This is a genomic window from Nonomuraea sp. NPDC049158, assembly GCF_040648335.1.
GTDB lineage: Bacteria > Actinomycetota > Actinomycetes > Streptosporangiales > Streptosporangiaceae > Nonomuraea.
In genome coordinates this window covers 240,520-258,053 of the sequence record NZ_JBEZDM010000012.1, presented here as the reverse complement: position 1 = coordinate 258,053, position 17,534 = coordinate 240,520, and the positions used below count along the sequence as shown (strand labels likewise).

The window sequence follows — 17,534 nt, the reverse complement described above, 5'->3', positions numbered from 1 at the left end:
AGGAGAGTGATCTGAAGATGGGCAGGGGACGGCGAGGGGAACGCGTATCGGGAGGCATCCCATCCAGGCTAATACGTTGGATCAACCGATTTTCTGGCGCCCACCGCCTGCTCCCTGCGGCCAAAGCGGAACAGTTTTGCATCCGCTCAGCCCATTGAGAGCCCTGGTCCCAGGCCCTTGGGGTGATATATCCGGATGCGCTGCGGGCCGCCGATGGAGTTGACTGCCTCGCATGAACGCGTCGGTGAGCGACTACGCGGGCGCCGCGACGGCACCCGGCGTACGGCGGACGGTGACCGTGCTCGAATCCGAGACCCACCTCCTGGCCGCGCTCGACCGGCACGGCTACCGGGACGCCGGCGACGGCCCCTTCTTCGTCACCATGGCCCACGACCTGCGCGAGCTCGCCGAGCCCGAGCCGTCGCCCGGCTACCGGCTCAGGACCGTGGGCGACGCCGACGTGCCCGGCCGCGTCGCCGCGCATCGGTGGCCTAGGGGAGATGACGCTTATCCGGTTCCGGCGCGGCTGTATCGCGGCCTCGGCTTCCACGACATCACCAGAAGCCGCCTCCTGCACTCCTGATCGTCCTGTTCAGCCTGTTAACCCGTGGCGGGACGCGTAGTGGGTGGCCTCGACGCGGTTGCGGACGCCGAGCGCCACGAACAGCAGCCAGCACACGGCGCTGACCCCGTACAGCGCCCAGATCCACAGCGCGCTCTCCCGGGCGGTGACCAGGGTGATGATGACGAACAGCGTGCCGAACACCTGCACCACCGGCCAGCCCGGCGCGATGGTGTCCGGCAGCGACCGCTTCTCTCCCATGCGCTTGATTCCACCAGGTACGGGCTGGTCAGCGCAGGCGGGTGATGAGCTCGATGAGAAGAAGCCGGTAGGCGATGAACCCCACCAGCACCACACCGGCGACCACCGCGATCCCGACCCACGTCTTGCCGGTCATCTTGCCTCCCTTGCGCGATTCCTGCGCTTTGCCGGCTGCGAGCCTGAGCAGTTCGTTTCTGTCCATGACCGTGAAACTACGGATCGGGGCAGGTGGAGCGGCACCGCCAGATGGTGGAGATACGGGTGGAGAAGCGGGGTGGAGCGCCTAGACGGCCGCGGTCAGGGCACTTGGCAGGCTCTTGGGCAAAGGAGGAGACGGTGACCGCAACGGAGAAGGCGGGGCGGCAGGCTCGGGCCGCCGCCAGGAAAGCGACGGCGCATCCGGCGATGAACCGGCTCGCCAGGGTCGGGCTGGCCTGCCGGGGAGTGCTGTACGCGCTGATCGGGGTGGTGGCCGTGCGGATCGCGCTGGGCGAAGGAGGGGGACGGGAGGCGGACAAGGCGGGCGCGATCTCGACCGTGGCGCGGTTGCCGTTCGGGGAGGTGGTGTTGTGGGTGATGGTGGCGGGGTTCGTCGCGCTGACGCTCTGGCAGTTGTCGGAGGCGCTGTTCGGTGGGTTGGGCGTGGGGGACCGGCTGGAGACGGTCGGCCGGGCCGCCGTGTACGCGCTGATCTGCAGCACCTTGCTCAGCGTGCTGCGGGCCGGGAAGGCCACCTCTGACGACGAGAAGTCGCGGGACGCGACGGAGGCGCTGCTCGGCCTGCCGGGCGGGCCGTTCATCGTCGGAGCCATCGGGCTGGGCCTCGTCGCACTCGGCGCCCGCTGGGGGCACCAGGGCGTCACCAAGAAGTTCCGGGACGAGCTGAACCTCGGCCAGATGTCCCCGCGGGCCCGCTCGGTGATGGACAAGCTCGGTCTGGCCGGGTACGTCGCCCGCGGGGTCATCGCCGCCCTGGCCGGGGTCTTCGTCGTCGAGGCGGCGATCACGTACGACCCGGACAAGGCGGGCGGGCTGGACGCGACACTCAGAGCCTTCGCCGACACGCCGGTGGGGCCATGGCTGCTCGTGGTGGTGGCCTTGGGGCTGGTGCTGTTCGCGGGTTACTGCTTCGGCGAGTCACGCTGGCGCCGCGTCCGCTGACGCCCGCCGCCAATGGACGGGGGCGTCAGCGTTCACCAATTCGCGGTCATCGGGAGCGGGGGTGGAGCAGGCCGGCGTCCCGTTGGATGGCCGCTGTGGCGGCGGCCAGTTTCTCCTCGTCGGGGAGTGTGGTGTTGTCCTTGTACGTGACGCCCGCCGGCACGTCGGCCACCCCGATCGGGTCGGCGTCCCAGAAGTTGCCCCGGTAGACGACGTTCTCCAGCGGCGGCGACACCTGGAGGACGGCGGTGTTGTCGGCGCGCGTGACCACGTTCTCCGCCACGGTCACCCAGGCGGCGCCGTAGTCGGTGTAGAGGGCGAAGTTGTACGGCGTGCGGGTGTCCTTGATGACGTTGCCGCGGATCACCGCGCCGTTCTCGGGCGAGTCGCCCTGCGGTCCCGACAGGTAGACGCCGCCGCCGTCGGCCAGCACCCCCATGGTGCCGACGGTGAGGTTGCGCAGGATGCGGGTGCCCTCGGCGGGCCCGGCCACGATGCCGCAGTGGGGCACCTCCTCGACCTGGTTGTGGGCGACCACGCAGCCCTTGGTGCCCTGCACCGCGATGCCGGGGGAGCCGGTGAACTCCAGGCCGGTGTGATGGATCCAGTTGTCCTCGACCAGGGGGTTCACGGCGCGGGTGACGGAGACCGCGCCGGCCGAGAGCGTGTCGAAGTCGCACCCGCGCACGCTGACGTCCGCGCCGCCGGTCAGCTCCAGGCCGGCGGCGCCCATGCGGGTGAAACGGCAGTGCTCGACCTCCACGCGTACACCGTCCTCGATCACCACGCACGCGGGGATCCGGGCCGACTCGCGCGGCACCGTCACCCACGCCTGCCCCTCGACGAGCTCCACCTTGTCGATGGGACCGCCCTCGTAGTAGCCGCTGCCGTGGTAGTGCAGGAAGCCCTCCGCGCGGCCGGGCCGCAGCCAGGTGGCGTCGGCGAAGACCAGGCCGCGGAAGGACACTCCGCTCGTGCCGCTGGTACGGAGCAGCGTCTCGAGAACGGGGGCGACCACGCGCGTGCGGTCCGGCGTCTCTTCCGGGAGGGGAAGGTAGCGCAGGACGTGGTGACCGGGCCGCGAGCGGTCCAGGACGAAGGTGCCGGGCTCGGTGAGGAAGGTGACGTCGTTCTCGACCCGGGTGGGCAGGCCGGGGCCGTGGTTGATGGTGCCTTCCCACGCGGAGTTGTAGAGGTCGAGGGCCCACCCGAAGCCGGGCTGAGCCATGGCGATCACGGTCACCTCGCCGCCGTCCGTCCCGGTGGTGATCCCAGCGGTAACACCGCTGTCCATCCTGGTGGTGACCGTGGCGACGCCGCAGCGGGCCTCGGTCCATGGGTAGACGCCGCGGTAGACGAACTCGACGTCGGCGGGGTTGTGCCAGGCTCGCGGGGCCGCGTTGTCGCTCTCGTAGCCGGTCTCCGTCATGGTCACGGTGCCCGGCAGGCCGTCCAAGGCGGCGCGCTCTGACCGGCGGCCGTCCACGTACAGCTGGCGCGTGTCCAGGTCGCCCACGTCGGCCAGCCACACGCCGTCCTCGACCCGCCAGCCGGTGATCTCGCGGCCGCCGCTGACGACGACCTCCTCCTGGTCGGCGGTTCCGTAACCGTGGGCCTGGTAGATGATCCGGTGGCCGTCACGGCCGGAGTCGGCCTCGGTGAGCTCGAACGGCTCGGTGAGCACGTGGGTGCCGGCCCGCAACTGGATGACGACATCCCCGGTCGCGGTTCCGGCGGGGTCTCGCGGGACATCCCCGATCGCGGTTCGGGCGGGGTCTCGCGCGACGTCCCCGGTCGCGGTTCGGGCTGGGTCCCGTACGAGCTCTCGTGCGGCGTCGCGGGCGCGGTGCAGGCTGGCGAACGGGCGCTCCGCGGTGCCGGGCCAGGAGTCGTCGCCCGAGGGGTCGACGTGGAACTCGGTCATGATGTACCGCCCCTTTGCAGTTTATGGTGTACACGAGGTATTACACCATAAACAAGGGAGGTGTCCATGACGAGAGGTGGCGCGGGAGATCCCGACGACGGGGTCGAACTGCTGTGGCGAGAGGGCGACGTCGAGCCGCGACCAGGGCTGAGCCTGGGCCGGATCGTCCGGACGGCGATCGAGCTGGCGGACGCCGAGGGGCTCGAAGGGCTGTCGATGCGCAAGGTCGCGGACCGGCTCGGGTTCACCACGATGTCGCTCTACCGCCACGTGCCCGGCCGCGACCACCTGCTCGACCTCATGCGCGACGCCGTCATGGGCTCGCCGGGCGCGATCCTCTCAGAGACAGGCGGTCAGGAGCGGGGCGCGGGCGCCGAAGAGGCGGGTGGCCAGGGGCGCGGCGAGGACGTCCAGGAGGCGGGTGGGTGGCGGGTGCGGTTGGAGGCGTGCGCGCGTGAAGGGTGGCGGCTGCGCGAGCGGCATCCCTGGCTGGCCGAGGTGCGGGGCTCTCGCCGTGTGCCGGGCCCCAACGCCGTCGCCCACTACGAGTACATGCTGAGCGCCGTCTCCGGCACCGCTCTCACGCCCGCCGAGATGATCGCCGTCGTCGGGCTCGTCGCCCGGTTCGTCGACTCCGAGGCCCTGCGGCTGGCCGAGGTGGCGCGGACGGAGCGGCTCAGCGGGGTGAGCGAGGAGGAGTGGTGGGGCTCCCGCGACTCGCTCTACGCGCGGCTTGAGCGCTACCCGACCCTCACGCGTCTGTGGGAGGAGGGCGGCTACGACGAGCCGGAGGACCCGTTCGAGTTCGGCCTGCGCCGGGTACTGGACGGCATCGAGCTCCTGATCCAGGAGCGTGATGAAACGCGTGACGAAACCTGTCAGATGTGTGGCGCGCCAGTAGAGCAGGCCGCGTCGGGACGTCCGCGCGCGTACTGCTCACGGGCCTGCCAGCAGCGCGCCTACCGCAAGCGCAGATCCGGCTGACCATCGCCCGCGCCGGGCAAGGGACCAGGCGAGGCACGGGGTAAGGGCCGGGCTCTCGCGGGGCACCGGCAAAGGACCAGGCGCCCTCGCCGTCGCGGGGTTCAGGCCTCGCGGCGTATCGCCACGATGGCCACGTCGTCCTCCCGCGAGCCGAACGCGGCGAGCAGCCGGTCGCAGAACTCCTCCAGATCGCCCTCGACCGTCTCGGCCACCTGCCTGGCCTGCTCCAGGCTGTCGTCCAGCAGGATGCCGCGGTCCTCCACCAGCCCGTCGGTGAACAGCAGCATCGTGGCGCCCGCCGGCAGCTCCAGCCGGTTCACCTTGTAGTCCTCGTGCGCCACACCCAGCAGCAGGTTGCCCAGGCCCAGGTAGTGGGCGCCGGGTCCGGCCAGCATCGGCGGGATGTGCCCGGCGTTGGCCAGCTCGACCTCGCCGCTCTCCGGGTCGATGAGCAGCAGGCAGACGGTGGCCGTCATGCCGGGGTGGTAGCGGCGCAGGACCTTGTTGAGCAGGTCCATCGAGGCGCTCAGGTCGACCGAGTCGATCAGCGAGGCGCGCAGCGCGTGCCGCAGCTCGGCCATGATGGTCGCCGCGTGCAGCGAGTGGCCGGCCACGTCGCCGATCGCCACCAGCACTCGGTCGCCGACCCGCAGCACCTCGTAGAAGTCGCCGCCGACCTCGATGTTGTCCACGGCCGGCTGGTAGCGGAACGTCACCTGCAACCCCGGCACCTCAGGGATGCGCGTCGGCAGGAGGCTGCGCTGCAGGGTGAGCGAGATCGTGTGTTCCTCGGTGTAGACGCGCAGCGCGTCGACGGCCAGCGCCAGCCCTTGGCCGAGCTGCCTCAGCACGTTCAGCTCGTCGGCGTCCAGCGGAGGGTCGGCCTCCAGCCCCAGGTAGACGGGTGGCTGGCCCCTCTTGGTACGGCACAGCACCCCCGTCACCGGCGCGTTGAGCTGTACGTCGCTCACCAACGTGAGCCACTCGGCGGCCGGCAGGGTGAAGACCTTGGCGCCCGACGGCGCGCCCAGCGACATCGCGCTGAGCCGGTCCAGCAGCTGGGGAGCGGCGGACCTGCTGCTGGCCGTCTCGCCGGGCCGGGCGCGGAAGCGGCGCATCCGGCCGTCGGGCGGCAGCGCCAGCGCGCCCGCGTAACGGCCCAGCACGTCGACCGTGCCCTCGACGGCTACGGCCAGCAGCCGGTCGAAGGAGTCGGCCCCGTTCATCCGCAGCGTGACGTCGGCCAGCTTGGCCAGGCGCTCGGCCATCAGCTCCGCCCGCCGTCTGGCGCGGTAGTAGCGCAGCGTCGCCTCTACCGTCGCGGCGAACTCGGCCGGCTCGATCGGCTCCGACAGGTAGGCGTCGGCGCCGCGTTCGAGCCCTTCCGTACGGTCGGCCGAGGTGATGGCGTTGCCCGACACCTGGATGACCGGGATCGAGGTCGTCGCCGGGTTCGCCTTGATCCGCTCGCACACCTCGAAGCCACCGATGTCGGGCAGCCGTACGTCGAGCACGACCAGGTCGGGGCGGCTCGTGGCGAGCATGGCCAGTGCTTCCTCGCCGCCGGCCGCCTCGACCACGGTGTGGCCCGCCCTGCGCAGCCAGCTCGACAGGATGTAGCGCTTGGTCGGGGTGTCGTCGACCACCAGCACCGTCGCGCCGCCGGCGGGCTCGATCAGCGCCCCGGCCACGTGCTCAGTCATGATCCGCCCCCACCGCGCCTCGGATGGCCTGGAGCAGCTGGTCGCGGCGCAGCCCCTGCTTGGACAGCACCGGGTGGCCGGCCGGTGCGGCGTCGGGCTGTATCGTCACCACCACCACGCCGACCGGCCGCAGGGCCTCGACGTCGGCCATGCGCTGCAGCAGCGCGGTGCCGTCCAGCCGCGGCATCAGCATGTCCAGCAGGATCACATCCGGCGGGCGCGCTGTCATCATCTCCAGCGCGGCGACTCCGTCCGCCGCCTCCTCCACCTCGACGGCGAAGCCGTACAGCATCCTGCGGGCGGCGGCGCGGAACGCCTCGTCGTCGTCGGCGACCAGCACCCGCGCGATCTCGGGCGTGCCGTCGTGGTGCGGCAGCCGGATCGTCACCGTGGTGCCCCGCCCGACGTCGCTCGCCAGCTCCAGCGTGCCGCCCAGCGCCTCGGTGAGCCGGCGGGCGTACGGCAGGCCGAGCCCGGTGCCCTTGACCCTGACCTGGAGCGCGCTCGGCACCTGGAAGAACTCCTCGAACACGGTCGCCAGATACTCCCGGGGGATGCCGATGCCCGTGTCGGTGACCGTGATGACCACCTCGCCGGTGGTGGCGTCGGCGTGCGCGCTCAGCCGTACCTCGCCCTCCTGGGTGAACTTCAGGGCGTTGGACAGCAGGTTGCGCAGGACGCGGACCAGCATTCCCTCGTCGGTGTAGACGTCGGTGACGTCGGGCGCGACGTCGACGCGCAGCGTGACGTCGCCGGGCCCGCTGGTGGGCTGCATCGTCAGGCGCAGGTGCTCGGCCAGCGTGGGCAGGTGGACGACCGACGACTGGGGGTCGAGCCGCCCGGACTCGGCCTTGGCCATGTCGAGCAGCTCGCCGACCTGCTCCAGCAGCGACTCCGCCGAGTCGCCGATGAAGCGCACCTGACGTGACTGCTCCTCGCTGAGCGGCTCGCTGCCGGGCCCGACCATCAGCCTGACCAGGCCGATGATGGAGTTGAGCGGGGTACGCAGCTCGTGGCTGACCGTCGCCCAGAACCGGTTCCTGGCCTCGGCCGCCTCGCGGAGCTGGGAGGATTTCTCATCCAGCTCCCCGTACAGGGCCACCACGCCGCGGTTGGTCTCCTCCAGCTCGGCCGACAGCTGGTTGTACAGGGCCAGCACCCCGGTGTTGGTCTCCTGCAGCTCGGCGTTGAGCTGCAGGACGTCCTCCAGGGTCTCGGCGAGCTCCTTGTTCTGCTGGCGCAGCTCTTCGAGGGCGCTGACCGGCGCCATCCCGGACAGGCGCTCGCGGATCTGGTCGATCGGGAGCCGCGGGGAGTGGGGAGGCAGCCGCTTGGCTATGGTGACGCGCCCGTGTTCGGCGTCGAGGGTGACCACGTCGACCAGGCGGCCGGCCAGTGCCAGCCCCTCGGATCGGGCGAAATCCGCGCCCATTGCGTGATCCATCGTGATGAGCAGTTTCCCTTCATCGAGCGAGAAGACGACCGCCGCCCCGGTGCCGAGGAGCTCCCGGCAGACCTCGCTCAGCGCGGTCGCCACCCTGACCTGGTCCTGTGCCTCCAGCCCGGCCAGCTCGGCGACGGCCTTGCCCAGGCGGCGCACCGCGAAGACATCGTGGTCGTGTTCGAGCGCGGCCCTGGCCAGCTCAGTCGCGGTCATGGCCGGGGCCTCACGGTCACCACGCAGGCGTCGTCCCGGCGGCTGCCCGCCTCGCGCAGCAGCCCGGCGGCGACGACCGCGGGGGAGCGGGCGAACAGGCCCGGCATGGCGGAAGGGTCCCACCGCTCGGTCAGACCGTCGGAGTGCAGCACCACGGTGGCGTGCTCGGGCAGCTCGAACTCGTACTGGCGCAGCTGCCGCGCCTGGTGTCCGGCGATGCCGGGCACCGAGATCATCCCCCGGCGGCCGTCGGCGCCGACGATCCAGCCGGAGATGTTGCCCAGCCCGGCGTAGGAGACGGTGGCGGCCCTGACGCGGGCCACCGCGACCGCCCCTCCCCGGGTATGGACGAGGCCTCGATGCAGGCGCTGGAGTGTCGCCAGCGGCTCCTCGCCCGTCGCCCGCAGGAACAGCTCCACCGCCGTCCTGGACGCCTGGGCGGCCAGCTCGCCGTGGCCCAGGCCGTCGCACAGCAGGATCGTCGTCTCGAGCGTGGCGCCGTCGCCTGTGGCGGCGATCGCGAAGGAGTCGCCGCAGACCACCTCCTCGCCGATGGGGCGGCTCAGGCCGCTGGCGTGCGGCGCCGAGATGGGCGCGCCGGTGGCGGCGAAGCGCATGACCAGCACGGTGCCCCTGCCGGGCAGGGAATGGACGTCGTACCAGGAGGAGATGCGGGCCATCGCCCCCATCCCGATGCCTAGGGTGCCGGAGGTGGAGTAGCCGTCGCGCAGGGCGCGGGCGACGTCGGGCATGCCCGGCCCCTTGTCGATGGCGATCAGCTCCACGACGGCCTGGTCCCCGGGCTGGGAACGGACCATGACGACGCCCTCCACCGCGTGCTTGACCAGATTGGAGACGGCCTCGGTGACCGCGACCGCCGTCTGCCCCGTACGTTCGCCGTCGAACCCGGCGGCTTCGGCGAGTTCGACGGCCATCCGGCGTACGGCGCCCACCGCACTGGGGCTCTCCGCTCGCACCCAGATGTCGTCCCGCGTGTAGCTCACCGGCACCATGTCATCGAGCCCATTTCGTCACCGTCACCGTCGTGCCCTTGCCCGGAGCCGAGACCAGGTCGAACTCGTCGACCAGCCGTCGTGATCCGCTCAGGCCCAGCCCCAGCCCGGTGCCGGTGGTCCAGCCGTCGGTGAGCGCCTGCTCGATGTCGGGAATCCCCGGTCCCTCGTCGCTGAAGGTGAGTTTAAGGCCGCGGCGCGCCCCGTTCTCGACGATCTCGATGCGGGCCATGCCGCCGCCGCCGTACACCAGGGCGTTGCGGGCCAGCTCGCTGGCCGCCGTCACCACCTTGGTCTGGTCGATGAGCGACAATCCCACCTCGACCGCGACACTCCTGACCCGCTGGCGGACCATCACGACGTCGGAGTTGCTGGCGATGGGCAGTTCCCAGCCGCCGGTCACGACGTCGCGCCTCTCACATGGTCGAGCAGCGCGATTCCCTTCTCCAGGTTGAGCGCGGTGCGTACGCCGCCCAGCGACAGGCCGAGCTCGACCAGGGTGATCGCGACGGCCGGCCGCATGCCGACGACCACGGTCTGGGCGTCGAGCAACCGCGACGTCGCGGCGATGGTGGCCAGCATCCTGCCGATGAAGGAGTCGACGATCTCCACCGCGGTGATGTCGATGATGACGCCGCGCGCTCCGTGGGTCACCACGGCGTCGGCCAGGTCCTCCTGCAGGGCGAGCACGCTCTGGTCGTCCAGGTCGATCTGGATGGAGATGATCAGGATGTCCCCGAGCTTGAGAATGGGCACCCGGTCCATCAGACGTTCTCCGTCCGCACCGCGAGGCGGGTCGCCTTCGGCGCGATCACTTCGATGCCGCTGCGCCTGAGCGCGTGGGCCAGCGCGTCGGCCAGCGAGGCCTTGGTCACGATGTCGCCGAACTCGATGCCGAGCGTGACGATGGTGTGCGCGATCTGCGGGCGAATGCCGGAGATGACACACTCGGCGCCCATCAGCCGGGCGGCCACGACGGCCTTCAGCAGGTGCTGGGCGACCTGGGTGTCGACGGCCGGGACGCCGGTGATGTCGATCACCGCGTGCTCGGCGCCCGTGTCGACCAGCGTCTGCAGCAGCTTCTCCATCACGACCTGGGTCCTGGCGGAGTCGAGCGTGCCGACCAGGGGCACCGCCACGATGCCCTCCCACAGCTTGACGACCGGCGTCGAGAGCTCCAGCAGCTGCTCGGCCTGGTCGAGGATGATCCGCTCGCGGGCCGTCGTGTACGTCTCGAAGGTGAACAGGCCGAGATCGTCGATGAGCCTGGAGAACCAGATGAAGCCGCGCAGCGCCTCGGCGCCGCCGTCGTTCTCGACGGCCTCGTACAGCGCCTCCTTCAGGCCGAAGACGGCCCTGGAGGTGTCGGCCGGGGTGAAGCCCTGGCGGGCGCGGGAACGTGACAACTCGGCGAGCAGGCCGCGCATGTCGGCGAGGTCGCCGCCCTGTTCCAGGGAGGAGAGCAGCGCCCGGTAGATGTCGCTGAGCTCTTCGCTCGACGCCTTGGCGATCAGGGTCCACCGGTGCAGGATCTGCGTCTCGTTCTCGCGGAGCAGCTCTTCGATACGTCGCCTGGCGACATCGGCATCGACGGTCAAGGTCACTCCTGGGAGGGAAAATTCACCGGCTTTGCCGGGGATGCTAACGACACTGTTCCGCTTCGGCGGGCGGTTAGCGAGATAGCCCGTTTCATGCGTTGAACGACCTTATCTGACGATATAAAGGTATACGTCCTGCTTTGCGAGATAGTGATCCGCGGCCGATCAGGCGAATCCCGCGCCCTCCGCCGGGCGGGCACCCAGCCTGGTCAGCAGCCGCACCATGCGCGGGGCGTCGAGCGGATCCACCGGCAGCACATGGCCGGTCCACCAGCGGGCGATCTCGGGTGTGGGCCCCTGCTGGATCATCGGCAGGTAGTCGTCAAGCGGCGGATCGTAGACGAATCCGGGCACCACGCCGAGCCGCTCCAGCCCGGCGACGATCTCGTCGCGCCTGTCGACCAGCAGCGGCACCCGCAGGAGCGGACGTACGGGGGATTCGCGGACGCCCGCCGCCACCCACGGGGTCCGGCGCAGCACCTCGACCCCGGCCATGCGGCGCTCCCGCTCGCGGTCGATCGCCCGCAGGCGCGAGCGCTGATAGCGGCAGAGCGCGGGGCTCGGGCTCATCCGCCAGCCCTCGTGGTCGATCCCCAGCCACGGGTCCATGGCCGACAGGTTTCCTCTGACGGCCATGAGGGCCTCCTCATGGGGCGCGGGGCGGTGGCCGCTCCACTTGACGATCCCGAGCCGCCGTGACAGATGCCACATCAGCCGGACCGTGCCGGTGCGGTGGAGGGTCTCGCGCAGCATCGGCTGCAGCACGGCCTCCAGCTGGTCGCGCGGCTCGCCGGACAGCAGCAGCGCGTCTCTCGCCTCGGCCAGCGCCGCCAGCGCGCCGGAGTTGGGCGTGGTCAGGAAGCCGCCGGACATCGCCCGGCCGTGCTTGGCCAGGCTGAACACCCCGGCCTGGCCGAACGTGCCGGCCAGGCGCCCGCCGACCATCGTCTGGAAGGCGTGGGCGGCGTCGTCGATGAGGACGAGGCCGCGCCGCTCGCACTGCCGGATCAGATCCTTGATCTGATCCGGCTGGCCGTACAGGTGAGTGGTGATGACGCCGGCCAGGCCGCTCCAGTTGACGCGCGCCGCGTCGATGTTGCCGTCGCGCCACGACACCGGCGCCATGACCGGCTCCAGGTCGGCGGCCAGCACGACGAACAGCACGGCCTCGGAGGTGGTCGGCGCGATCAGCACCCGGTCGCCGGGGTCGAACCAGTGGCGCAGCGCCAGCAGCAGACCGAACCGGGCCGACGGCACATGCAGGCAGTCCTGGCCGACCCGGTGCCGCATGAGGTCTTCCAGGGGGCTCATCGGCGACCTCGCCGGCCGCGGCGTTTCAGCATCCGTTCGGCCAGACCGTGCAGGAAGGACCGGTCCAAGTGATCCCCTCCCTGATCTTGGTCACTTTGCAGATTTATAGCAGCAGAGCCTCGATCGGGCTTAACGGGCGTAACGAAGTGATATCCGCTATTCGACGACCGTGGCCGCGCTGCGGCGCGGCCCCGCGTACCGCGCCAAGAAGCTGACCAGGACGCTCACCCGGTTGCGCCCGCCCAGCAGATAGGTCAGGTGCAGCCCGATCCAGGCCAGCCAGGCGAGCGGGCCGTGCATGGTCATGCCGTTGGACAGCTGCAGCACGGCCGAGCCCCGGCCGACCGTGGCCATGATGCCGGGATCGCTGTAGGAGAAGGGCGCCGCGGGACGGCCATGGGCCAGCGCCAGGATCTGCTTGCCCACGTGCTCGCCCATCTGGATGGCGGGCTGGGCGAGCTGCGGCAGCGGGTGGGGCGGCCCGGCCAGATCGCCGGCGACGAAGATCTCGGGGTGCGCCGCGACGTTGAGCGCCGGCGTGACCTCGATCCGGCCGCCCTTGCCCTGCGGCAGGCCCAGGTTGGACACCTCGGCGGGCGCGGCGACGCCGAGCGCCCATACGGTCACATCGCTCGGCAGCCGGGTGCCGTCGCTCAGCACGACCGCATCGGGCTCGACCGAGGCCACCGTGCTGCCGAGCCGCAGGTGCACGCCGCGCCTGCGCAGCGCGTTCGCGGCCGCGTCGCGCAGCCGCGGCTTGTACGGCGAGAGCACGTAGTCGAACCGCTCGACCAGGGTGACACTAGTCTGATCGGGTTTGATCTCCGGATAGGTCACCGGGAGCGTCCGCTGGCGCAGCTCGGCCATCGTGCCCGCGATCTCCACCCCGGTCGCGCCCGCGCCGACGACCACGGCGTGCGCGCTCTCGCGCTTACCCTCCGCGACCTGCTGCAAGAGGCTCTGCAGCCGTTTGCGCAGCACGATGGAGTCCTGGACCGAGTAGATCGGGTAGCCGTTGTCCCGCGCGCCCTCGATGCCGTACCAGTTGGTGGTCACTCCGGTGGTGAGCACGAGGTAGTCGTAGTCGAGTGAGGTGCCGTCGTCGAACTCGACCCGCCGCTCGGCCGGGTGCACCTTCGTCAGCGCGCCCCGCCTGGCCCGCGCCCGCCGATACTTGGCGGCGAAGGCCCGCGTCGGGTAGGTGATGTCCCCGGCGGCGAGCCCGGCCGTCGCCACCTGGTAGAGCAACGGCTGGAAGGTGGAGTAGGGATGGCGGTCGACGAGCGTGACGCGCGCGCCGCCGCGGGCCAGCACCCGGGTGGCGTTCAGCCCGGCGAAGCCCGCGCCCACGACGACGACATGCGGCCTGGTGGACCGCGCTGGTTCCTGGACCATGGCGAGATGCCCCCTCCGGCGGATGCCCATAGGGTGCATATGGCACAAGAGGCAACTCTTAAACCACTCGCCGGGCGTCGGCGGTCGTCAGTCGGAGCCCAGCTCGATGGTCTCGGCGACCTCGGCGTGCCGCTCGGTCTCCTCCTCGGCGAAGCGGGCCTCGTCGAGCTTGTCGGCGATGTCCTCGTCCTGCCGCATCAGCGCGTCGAGCGACTGGCCCGCCATCTCCAGCACGCCCATGTCCGCGTACGCCTGCCGCAACCGCGGGCTCCACAGCCCGATGTCCTTCACGCACGGCACGATCCGGCTGAACAGCAGCGACCGGAACAGCCGCAGATACTCCGAGTGCTCCGTGGCCACCTCGGCCTCTTCGACCTCCGCCTTCGACAGGCCCAGGTTCTCCCAGGTCTCCCGGCCCCTGAGCCGGTCGCGCATCAGGTAGCAGCCCTCGATGACGAAGTCCTCGCGCTCACGCCGCTCGGCCTCGGTTAAGTTCCCGTAGTAGTCGCGCAGCGCCATCCGGCCGAACGCCACGTGCCTGGCCTCGTCCTGCATGACGTACGCGAGGATCTGCTTGGGCAGCGGCTTGGTGGTGATGTCGCGCATGACGCCGAACGCGGCCAGCGCCAGGCCCTCGATCAGCACCTGCATCCCCAGGTAGGGCATGTCCCACCGCGAGTCGCTGAGCGTCGAGTCGAGCAGCGACTTGAGGTGCTCGTTGATGGGGTAGGCCAGGCCCACCTTCTCCTGGAGGAAGCGGGCGTACGTCTCGGCGTGCCGGGCCTCGTCCATGGTCTGGGTGGCGGCGTAGAACTTGGAGTCGAGGTCCGGGACCGACTCCACGATCTTGGCCGAGCAGATCATCGCGCCCTGCTCACCGTGCAGGAACTGCGAGAACTGCCAGGCCGCGCCGTGCAGACGGACGTCCTGCCGCTGCTTCTCGCCCATCCGGTGCCACAGCGGCGTGTCGTAGATGGCGATCGTCTGGTCCGGGATGCCCAGAACGTTGTACGGGTCGACCTCGAGATCCCAGTCGATGCGTTTGGTGGAGTCCCACTGCTTGTCCTTGCCCTTTTGGTACAGGGCCAGCATCCGATCCCTGCCGTCGTCGTACTCCCACGTAAACCTGCTGGAACCGGACATCTCCACGTCCCACGTGGAGAGCTCGGCCGGGATGGTGTAGAGATCGTGCGTCGACATGGGGTCCTCCGCAGGGGGGCTACGTACACTGTACGTCCACTGTCGAGGCTTGCACGTACGGCGTACGTGCGTCAATAGAATGAGCTATGCCCACCGAGCCTCTCTCGCGGACCCGCATCGTCGCCGCGGCGATCGACCTCATCGAGCGTGAGGGGGCCGACGCGGTGTCCATGCGGCGCATCGCCGCAGACCTCGGCGTCGGCGTGATGTCGCTCTACAACCACGTGCCGAACAAGGACGCCCTGCTCAACGGCGTCGCCGAGGCGGTGCTCAGCCAGATCGAGTTCACCGACGACCCCGACGCCCACTGGACCGACCGGGTGCGGATGCAGGCCCGCGCCTTCCGCCAGATCGCCCACGGCCACCCGCGCTCCACGATGCTCGTCGTCAGCCGCCAGCTCCACTCCAACGCCGGGCTGCTGCCGGTCGAGCGGGCTCTGGCCACGCTGCGCAGCGCCGGGTTCGACGGGGTCGACGCGGTGCGGGTGCTGCGGATGTTCATCGCCTACATCGTGGGCTCGCTGCTGCGCGAGGTCGGGGTCACGCCCACGTTCGCCCCGTCGCACCGGCAGATGGTCAACCCGGACGACGTCGATCCCACCCTGTTCCCCGAGGTGAACGGGCTGGCCCCGCTGCTGTCCAGCTGTGACCACGACGCCGACTTCGACTTCGGCGTCGAGTTGCTGATCCAGGCGATCGCGGTGCTGCCGAAGCGGAAGAGGGAGGGCACCCGATGATCCCGGATGCCCTCCTGCTCTGGTTAGTACCAGTTGTGCGCTCTGAAGTGGCCCCAGGCGCCGCACGGCTTGCCGTATCGGCCGGTGATGTAACCCAGCCCCCAGCGGATCTGCGTCTCAGGGTTGGACTTCCAGTCCTCGCCCGCTCCCCGCATCTTTCCTCCGGGGAGCGCCTGCGGGATGCCATAGGCACCTGAGGAGCTGTTGTACGCGCGGTGGTTCCAGTTGCTCTCTCTGGTCCAGAGATTGTCCAGGCACTGGAACTCCTCGTAGGACCAGGCGCGCTGGACGACCTGGTTCAGCGCGATGCCCTTGTTCCGGCTCTTCGGCGCCTTGGCCTTGATCTTCGGCCGCGCGGAGGTGGTCCAGGAACGGGTCTTGATCACGGGGGCGTGCCATGAGCCCTCGATGATCCGGGGCTTGGGTATCCGCGGTGCTGCTCGCGGTGCGGTTGTTCGCGGTTGTGCGGTTCGTGACCCGGCTTCGGCCCAGACGAGGGTCGAGCTGCCGGTGACGGCTGTGAGCGTGGTCAGAGTGATGAACGTGTAGCGCAGAGCGCGGTTGCTGTCCATGTCGATCCTTGCTGCCAGGTCGCGTGCGGACGGGCGCTCTCGCTTCCCCGGCGCCCTTGCCGGTCCGCGTCCGTGGCTCGGACGAGGAGGGTCCGCGCGGCCCCCCGGGCTTCGGTTGACGCCCACATGGTGCTGGGCGGCCCGGAGGGCTCCACGACGTTTTCTCTAGCCGGTTTCTATTACGCACAGTCACTGTCAATCACTCTCGGTGATTGGCTTTGGGAAGACGCTGGCGTGATCGCTAGAGATATTTAGCGTGCTCGCAGGACCGCCATGGCACGGCCCGTTCGCGCGTTGACCTGGCCTTTCGCAAAAACAGGGACAGGCAGGGGGTGGCGGATCAGTACCAGTGGCGGGACTGGAAATGCGCCCACGCGCGGCACGGGGAGCCGTACCGCTGCTTGATGTAGCCGAGGCCCCACGCGATCTGCGTGCGCGGATTGGTGCGCCAGTCGCGGCCCTTGGTGGCCATCTTGTGGCCGGGCAGCGCCTGCGGGATGCCATAGGCGCCCGAGCCGTTGCCGGCTCGGTGGTTCCAGCCGCTCTCTCGTGACCAGAGGCGCACCAGGCAGCGGTACTGGGCCTTGGTCCAGCCGCGCTTGGCGACCATGTGCTTGGCGATGGCCTTGTTCTCGCTGATGGCTCGTTGCGTGCCGGCCTGGGAGCTTGCCTGGGAGCTCTGCGCCTGTGCGGCCGTCGCGCCGCCTGCCACCACGAACGTGGTGGACAGGATCAAGGCGCTCGTACGGCGGAGCATGGGCATGCGGGTTCCCTTTCGATGGGTTCGGGGGACCGCGCCACCCTGCCCTATCCGCCCGATTTACCGCGAATTGACCATGAAAAGGTAGATCGTTGGCAAAGATCACTCTTTAGGGCTGTTCAGGGGAAATGTCGGGAAAATGTGGAGTACCTCACAAACCGCGAGGGGAGGCGTTCTGTAGGGTCGGATCATGAGTCTTCGTGACATTCCTGTCCGCACCCTCGCGGACGCCCCGACCACGCTCGCCGAGCTCGTCGGCGACAAGGCCGTGCTCATCGTGAACGTGGCCTCCAAGTGCGGCCTCACCCCGCAGTACACCGGTCTCGTCGAGCTGCAGCGGCAGTACGGCGAGCGCGGGTTCAGCGTGATCGGCATGCCGTGCAACCAGTTCATGGGCCAGGAGCCCGGCTCGGCCGAGGAGATCCAGGAGTTCTGCGCCACCACGTACGGCGTGGACTTCCCGCTGCTGGAGAAGGCCGAGGTGAACGGGCCCGACCGGCACCCGCTCTACGAGGAGCTCGTCGAGACGCCCGACGCGGAGGGGGAGGGCGGCGACATCCAGTGGAACTTCGAGAAGTTCCTCGTCGACCGCGAGGGGGCTGTCGTCGCCCGCTTCCGTCCGAGGACCACTCCGGACGACCCGGCGGTCATCGCGGCGATCGAGAAGGTGGTCTAAGGGTTCCCCCGGGTGCTCCG

Annotated in this window: 19 protein-coding genes; 5 read left to right on the top strand and 14 right to left on the bottom strand. The window is 70.1% G+C overall.

What is annotated here, in order from left to right; all coding sequences use genetic code 11:
• The first annotated feature begins 232 nt into the window (after nucleotides 1-232).
• Complete coding sequence (locus AB0B61_RS26685) at nucleotides 233-583, top strand: hypothetical protein (protein ID WP_358436971.1); 351 nt, start codon at nucleotides 233-235, stop codon at nucleotides 581-583.
• A 9-nt stretch (nucleotides 584-592) separates the two neighbouring features.
• On the opposite strand, the gene AB0B61_RS26680 is transcribed toward AB0B61_RS26685, so the two are convergent.
• Nucleotides 593-823: a hypothetical protein gene (locus tag AB0B61_RS26680; protein WP_358436968.1), complete on the bottom strand. Its 231-nt coding sequence runs from the start codon at nucleotides 821-823 to the stop codon at nucleotides 593-595.
• A gap of 28 nt (nucleotides 824-851) precedes the next feature.
• Entirely contained in the window at nucleotides 852-1,025 is a 174-nt protein-coding gene (locus AB0B61_RS26675; RefSeq protein ID WP_358436966.1) for a hypothetical protein, read from the bottom strand.
• A gap of 134 nt (nucleotides 1,026-1,159) precedes the next feature.
• Here AB0B61_RS26675 and AB0B61_RS26670 point away from each other — a divergent pair, with 134 nt between their 5' ends.
• Nucleotides 1,160-1,984 carry a DUF1206 domain-containing protein gene (locus AB0B61_RS26670; protein WP_358436963.1) on the top strand — a complete coding sequence of 275 codons (825 nt, stop codon included), beginning with the start codon at nucleotides 1,160-1,162 and terminating at the stop codon, nucleotides 1,982-1,984.
• A 46-nt stretch (nucleotides 1,985-2,030) separates the two neighbouring features.
• Here AB0B61_RS26670 and AB0B61_RS26665 read toward each other — a convergent pair whose 3' ends face one another.
• Nucleotides 2,031-3,908: a right-handed parallel beta-helix repeat-containing protein gene (locus AB0B61_RS26665; protein ID WP_358436960.1), complete on the bottom strand. Its 1,878-nt coding sequence runs from the start codon at nucleotides 3,906-3,908 to the stop codon at nucleotides 2,031-2,033.
• Between the two features lie 66 nt (nucleotides 3,909-3,974).
• Between AB0B61_RS26665 and AB0B61_RS26660 the strand changes: the two genes are divergently transcribed.
• Nucleotides 3,975-4,892, top strand: coding sequence for a TetR/AcrR family transcriptional regulator (locus AB0B61_RS26660; protein ID WP_358436957.1), 918 nt, complete (start codon nucleotides 3,975-3,977; stop codon nucleotides 4,890-4,892).
• A 101-nt stretch (nucleotides 4,893-4,993) separates the two neighbouring features.
• Here AB0B61_RS26660 and AB0B61_RS26655 read toward each other — a convergent pair whose 3' ends face one another.
• The 9 genes from AB0B61_RS26655 to AB0B61_RS26615 form a co-directional block, all read right to left on the bottom strand.
• Complete coding sequence (locus tag AB0B61_RS26655; RefSeq protein ID WP_358436954.1) at nucleotides 4,994-6,595, bottom strand: fused response regulator/phosphatase; 1,602 nt, start codon at nucleotides 6,593-6,595, stop codon at nucleotides 4,994-4,996.
• A complete protein-coding gene (locus AB0B61_RS26650; protein ID WP_358436951.1) occupies nucleotides 6,588-8,252 on the bottom strand; it encodes an ATP-binding protein in 1,665 nt (554 codons plus the stop codon). The genes AB0B61_RS26655 and AB0B61_RS26650 overlap by 8 nt, the downstream gene beginning before the upstream one ends.
• Nucleotides 8,249-9,265: an ATP-binding SpoIIE family protein phosphatase gene (locus tag AB0B61_RS26645; protein ID WP_358436949.1), complete on the bottom strand. Its 1,017-nt coding sequence runs from the start codon at nucleotides 9,263-9,265 to the stop codon at nucleotides 8,249-8,251. The genes AB0B61_RS26650 and AB0B61_RS26645 overlap by 4 nt, the downstream gene beginning before the upstream one ends.
• Nucleotide 9,266: 1 nt before the next feature.
• Nucleotides 9,267-9,668 (bottom strand): anti-sigma regulatory factor, encoded by a 402-nt coding sequence (locus AB0B61_RS26640; RefSeq protein ID WP_358436946.1) that lies wholly within the window; start codon nucleotides 9,666-9,668, stop codon nucleotides 9,267-9,269.
• Nucleotides 9,665-10,030: an STAS domain-containing protein gene (locus tag AB0B61_RS26635; RefSeq protein ID WP_358436944.1), complete on the bottom strand. Its 366-nt coding sequence runs from the start codon at nucleotides 10,028-10,030 to the stop codon at nucleotides 9,665-9,667. Before AB0B61_RS26635 ends, AB0B61_RS26640 begins: the two co-directional genes overlap by 4 nt.
• Nucleotides 10,030-10,863: an STAS domain-containing protein gene (locus AB0B61_RS26630; protein ID WP_358436941.1), complete on the bottom strand. Its 834-nt coding sequence runs from the start codon at nucleotides 10,861-10,863 to the stop codon at nucleotides 10,030-10,032. Before AB0B61_RS26630 ends, AB0B61_RS26635 begins: the two co-directional genes overlap by 1 nt.
• A gap of 165 nt (nucleotides 10,864-11,028) precedes the next feature.
• Nucleotides 11,029-12,174: a DegT/DnrJ/EryC1/StrS family aminotransferase gene (locus AB0B61_RS26625; protein ID WP_358436939.1), complete on the bottom strand. Its 1,146-nt coding sequence runs from the start codon at nucleotides 12,172-12,174 to the stop codon at nucleotides 11,029-11,031.
• Between the two features lie 156 nt (nucleotides 12,175-12,330).
• Nucleotides 12,331-13,569, bottom strand: coding sequence for an NAD(P)/FAD-dependent oxidoreductase (locus AB0B61_RS26620; RefSeq protein WP_358436936.1), 1,239 nt, complete (start codon nucleotides 13,567-13,569; stop codon nucleotides 12,331-12,333).
• Between the two features lie 87 nt (nucleotides 13,570-13,656).
• Nucleotides 13,657-14,769: a ferritin-like domain-containing protein gene (locus AB0B61_RS26615; protein ID WP_358436933.1), complete on the bottom strand. Its 1,113-nt coding sequence runs from the start codon at nucleotides 14,767-14,769 to the stop codon at nucleotides 13,657-13,659.
• A gap of 86 nt (nucleotides 14,770-14,855) precedes the next feature.
• Here AB0B61_RS26615 and AB0B61_RS26610 point away from each other — a divergent pair, with 86 nt between their 5' ends.
• Nucleotides 14,856-15,506: a TetR/AcrR family transcriptional regulator C-terminal domain-containing protein gene (locus tag AB0B61_RS26610; protein ID WP_358436930.1), complete on the top strand. Its 651-nt coding sequence runs from the start codon at nucleotides 14,856-14,858 to the stop codon at nucleotides 15,504-15,506.
• A gap of 23 nt (nucleotides 15,507-15,529) precedes the next feature.
• Here the strand turns inward: AB0B61_RS26610 and AB0B61_RS26605 are convergent, their stop codons facing one another.
• Together AB0B61_RS26605 and AB0B61_RS26600 are read right to left on the bottom strand one after the other, a co-directional pair.
• Nucleotides 15,530-16,078, bottom strand: coding sequence for a lytic transglycosylase domain-containing protein (locus AB0B61_RS26605; protein WP_358436928.1), 549 nt, complete (start codon nucleotides 16,076-16,078; stop codon nucleotides 15,530-15,532).
• 340 nt (nucleotides 16,079-16,418) lie between these two features.
• The gene (locus AB0B61_RS26600; protein ID WP_358436924.1) at nucleotides 16,419-16,841 is read right to left on the bottom strand and encodes a transglycosylase SLT domain-containing protein; all 423 of its coding nucleotides are present in this window, start codon (nucleotides 16,839-16,841) and stop codon (nucleotides 16,419-16,421) included.
• Between the two features lie 187 nt (nucleotides 16,842-17,028).
• Here AB0B61_RS26600 and AB0B61_RS26595 point away from each other — a divergent pair, with 187 nt between their 5' ends.
• Nucleotides 17,029-17,514 carry a glutathione peroxidase gene (locus AB0B61_RS26595; RefSeq protein WP_358436922.1) on the top strand — a complete coding sequence of 162 codons (486 nt, stop codon included), beginning with the start codon at nucleotides 17,029-17,031 and terminating at the stop codon, nucleotides 17,512-17,514.
• Nucleotides 17,515-17,534 lie beyond the last annotated feature (20 nt).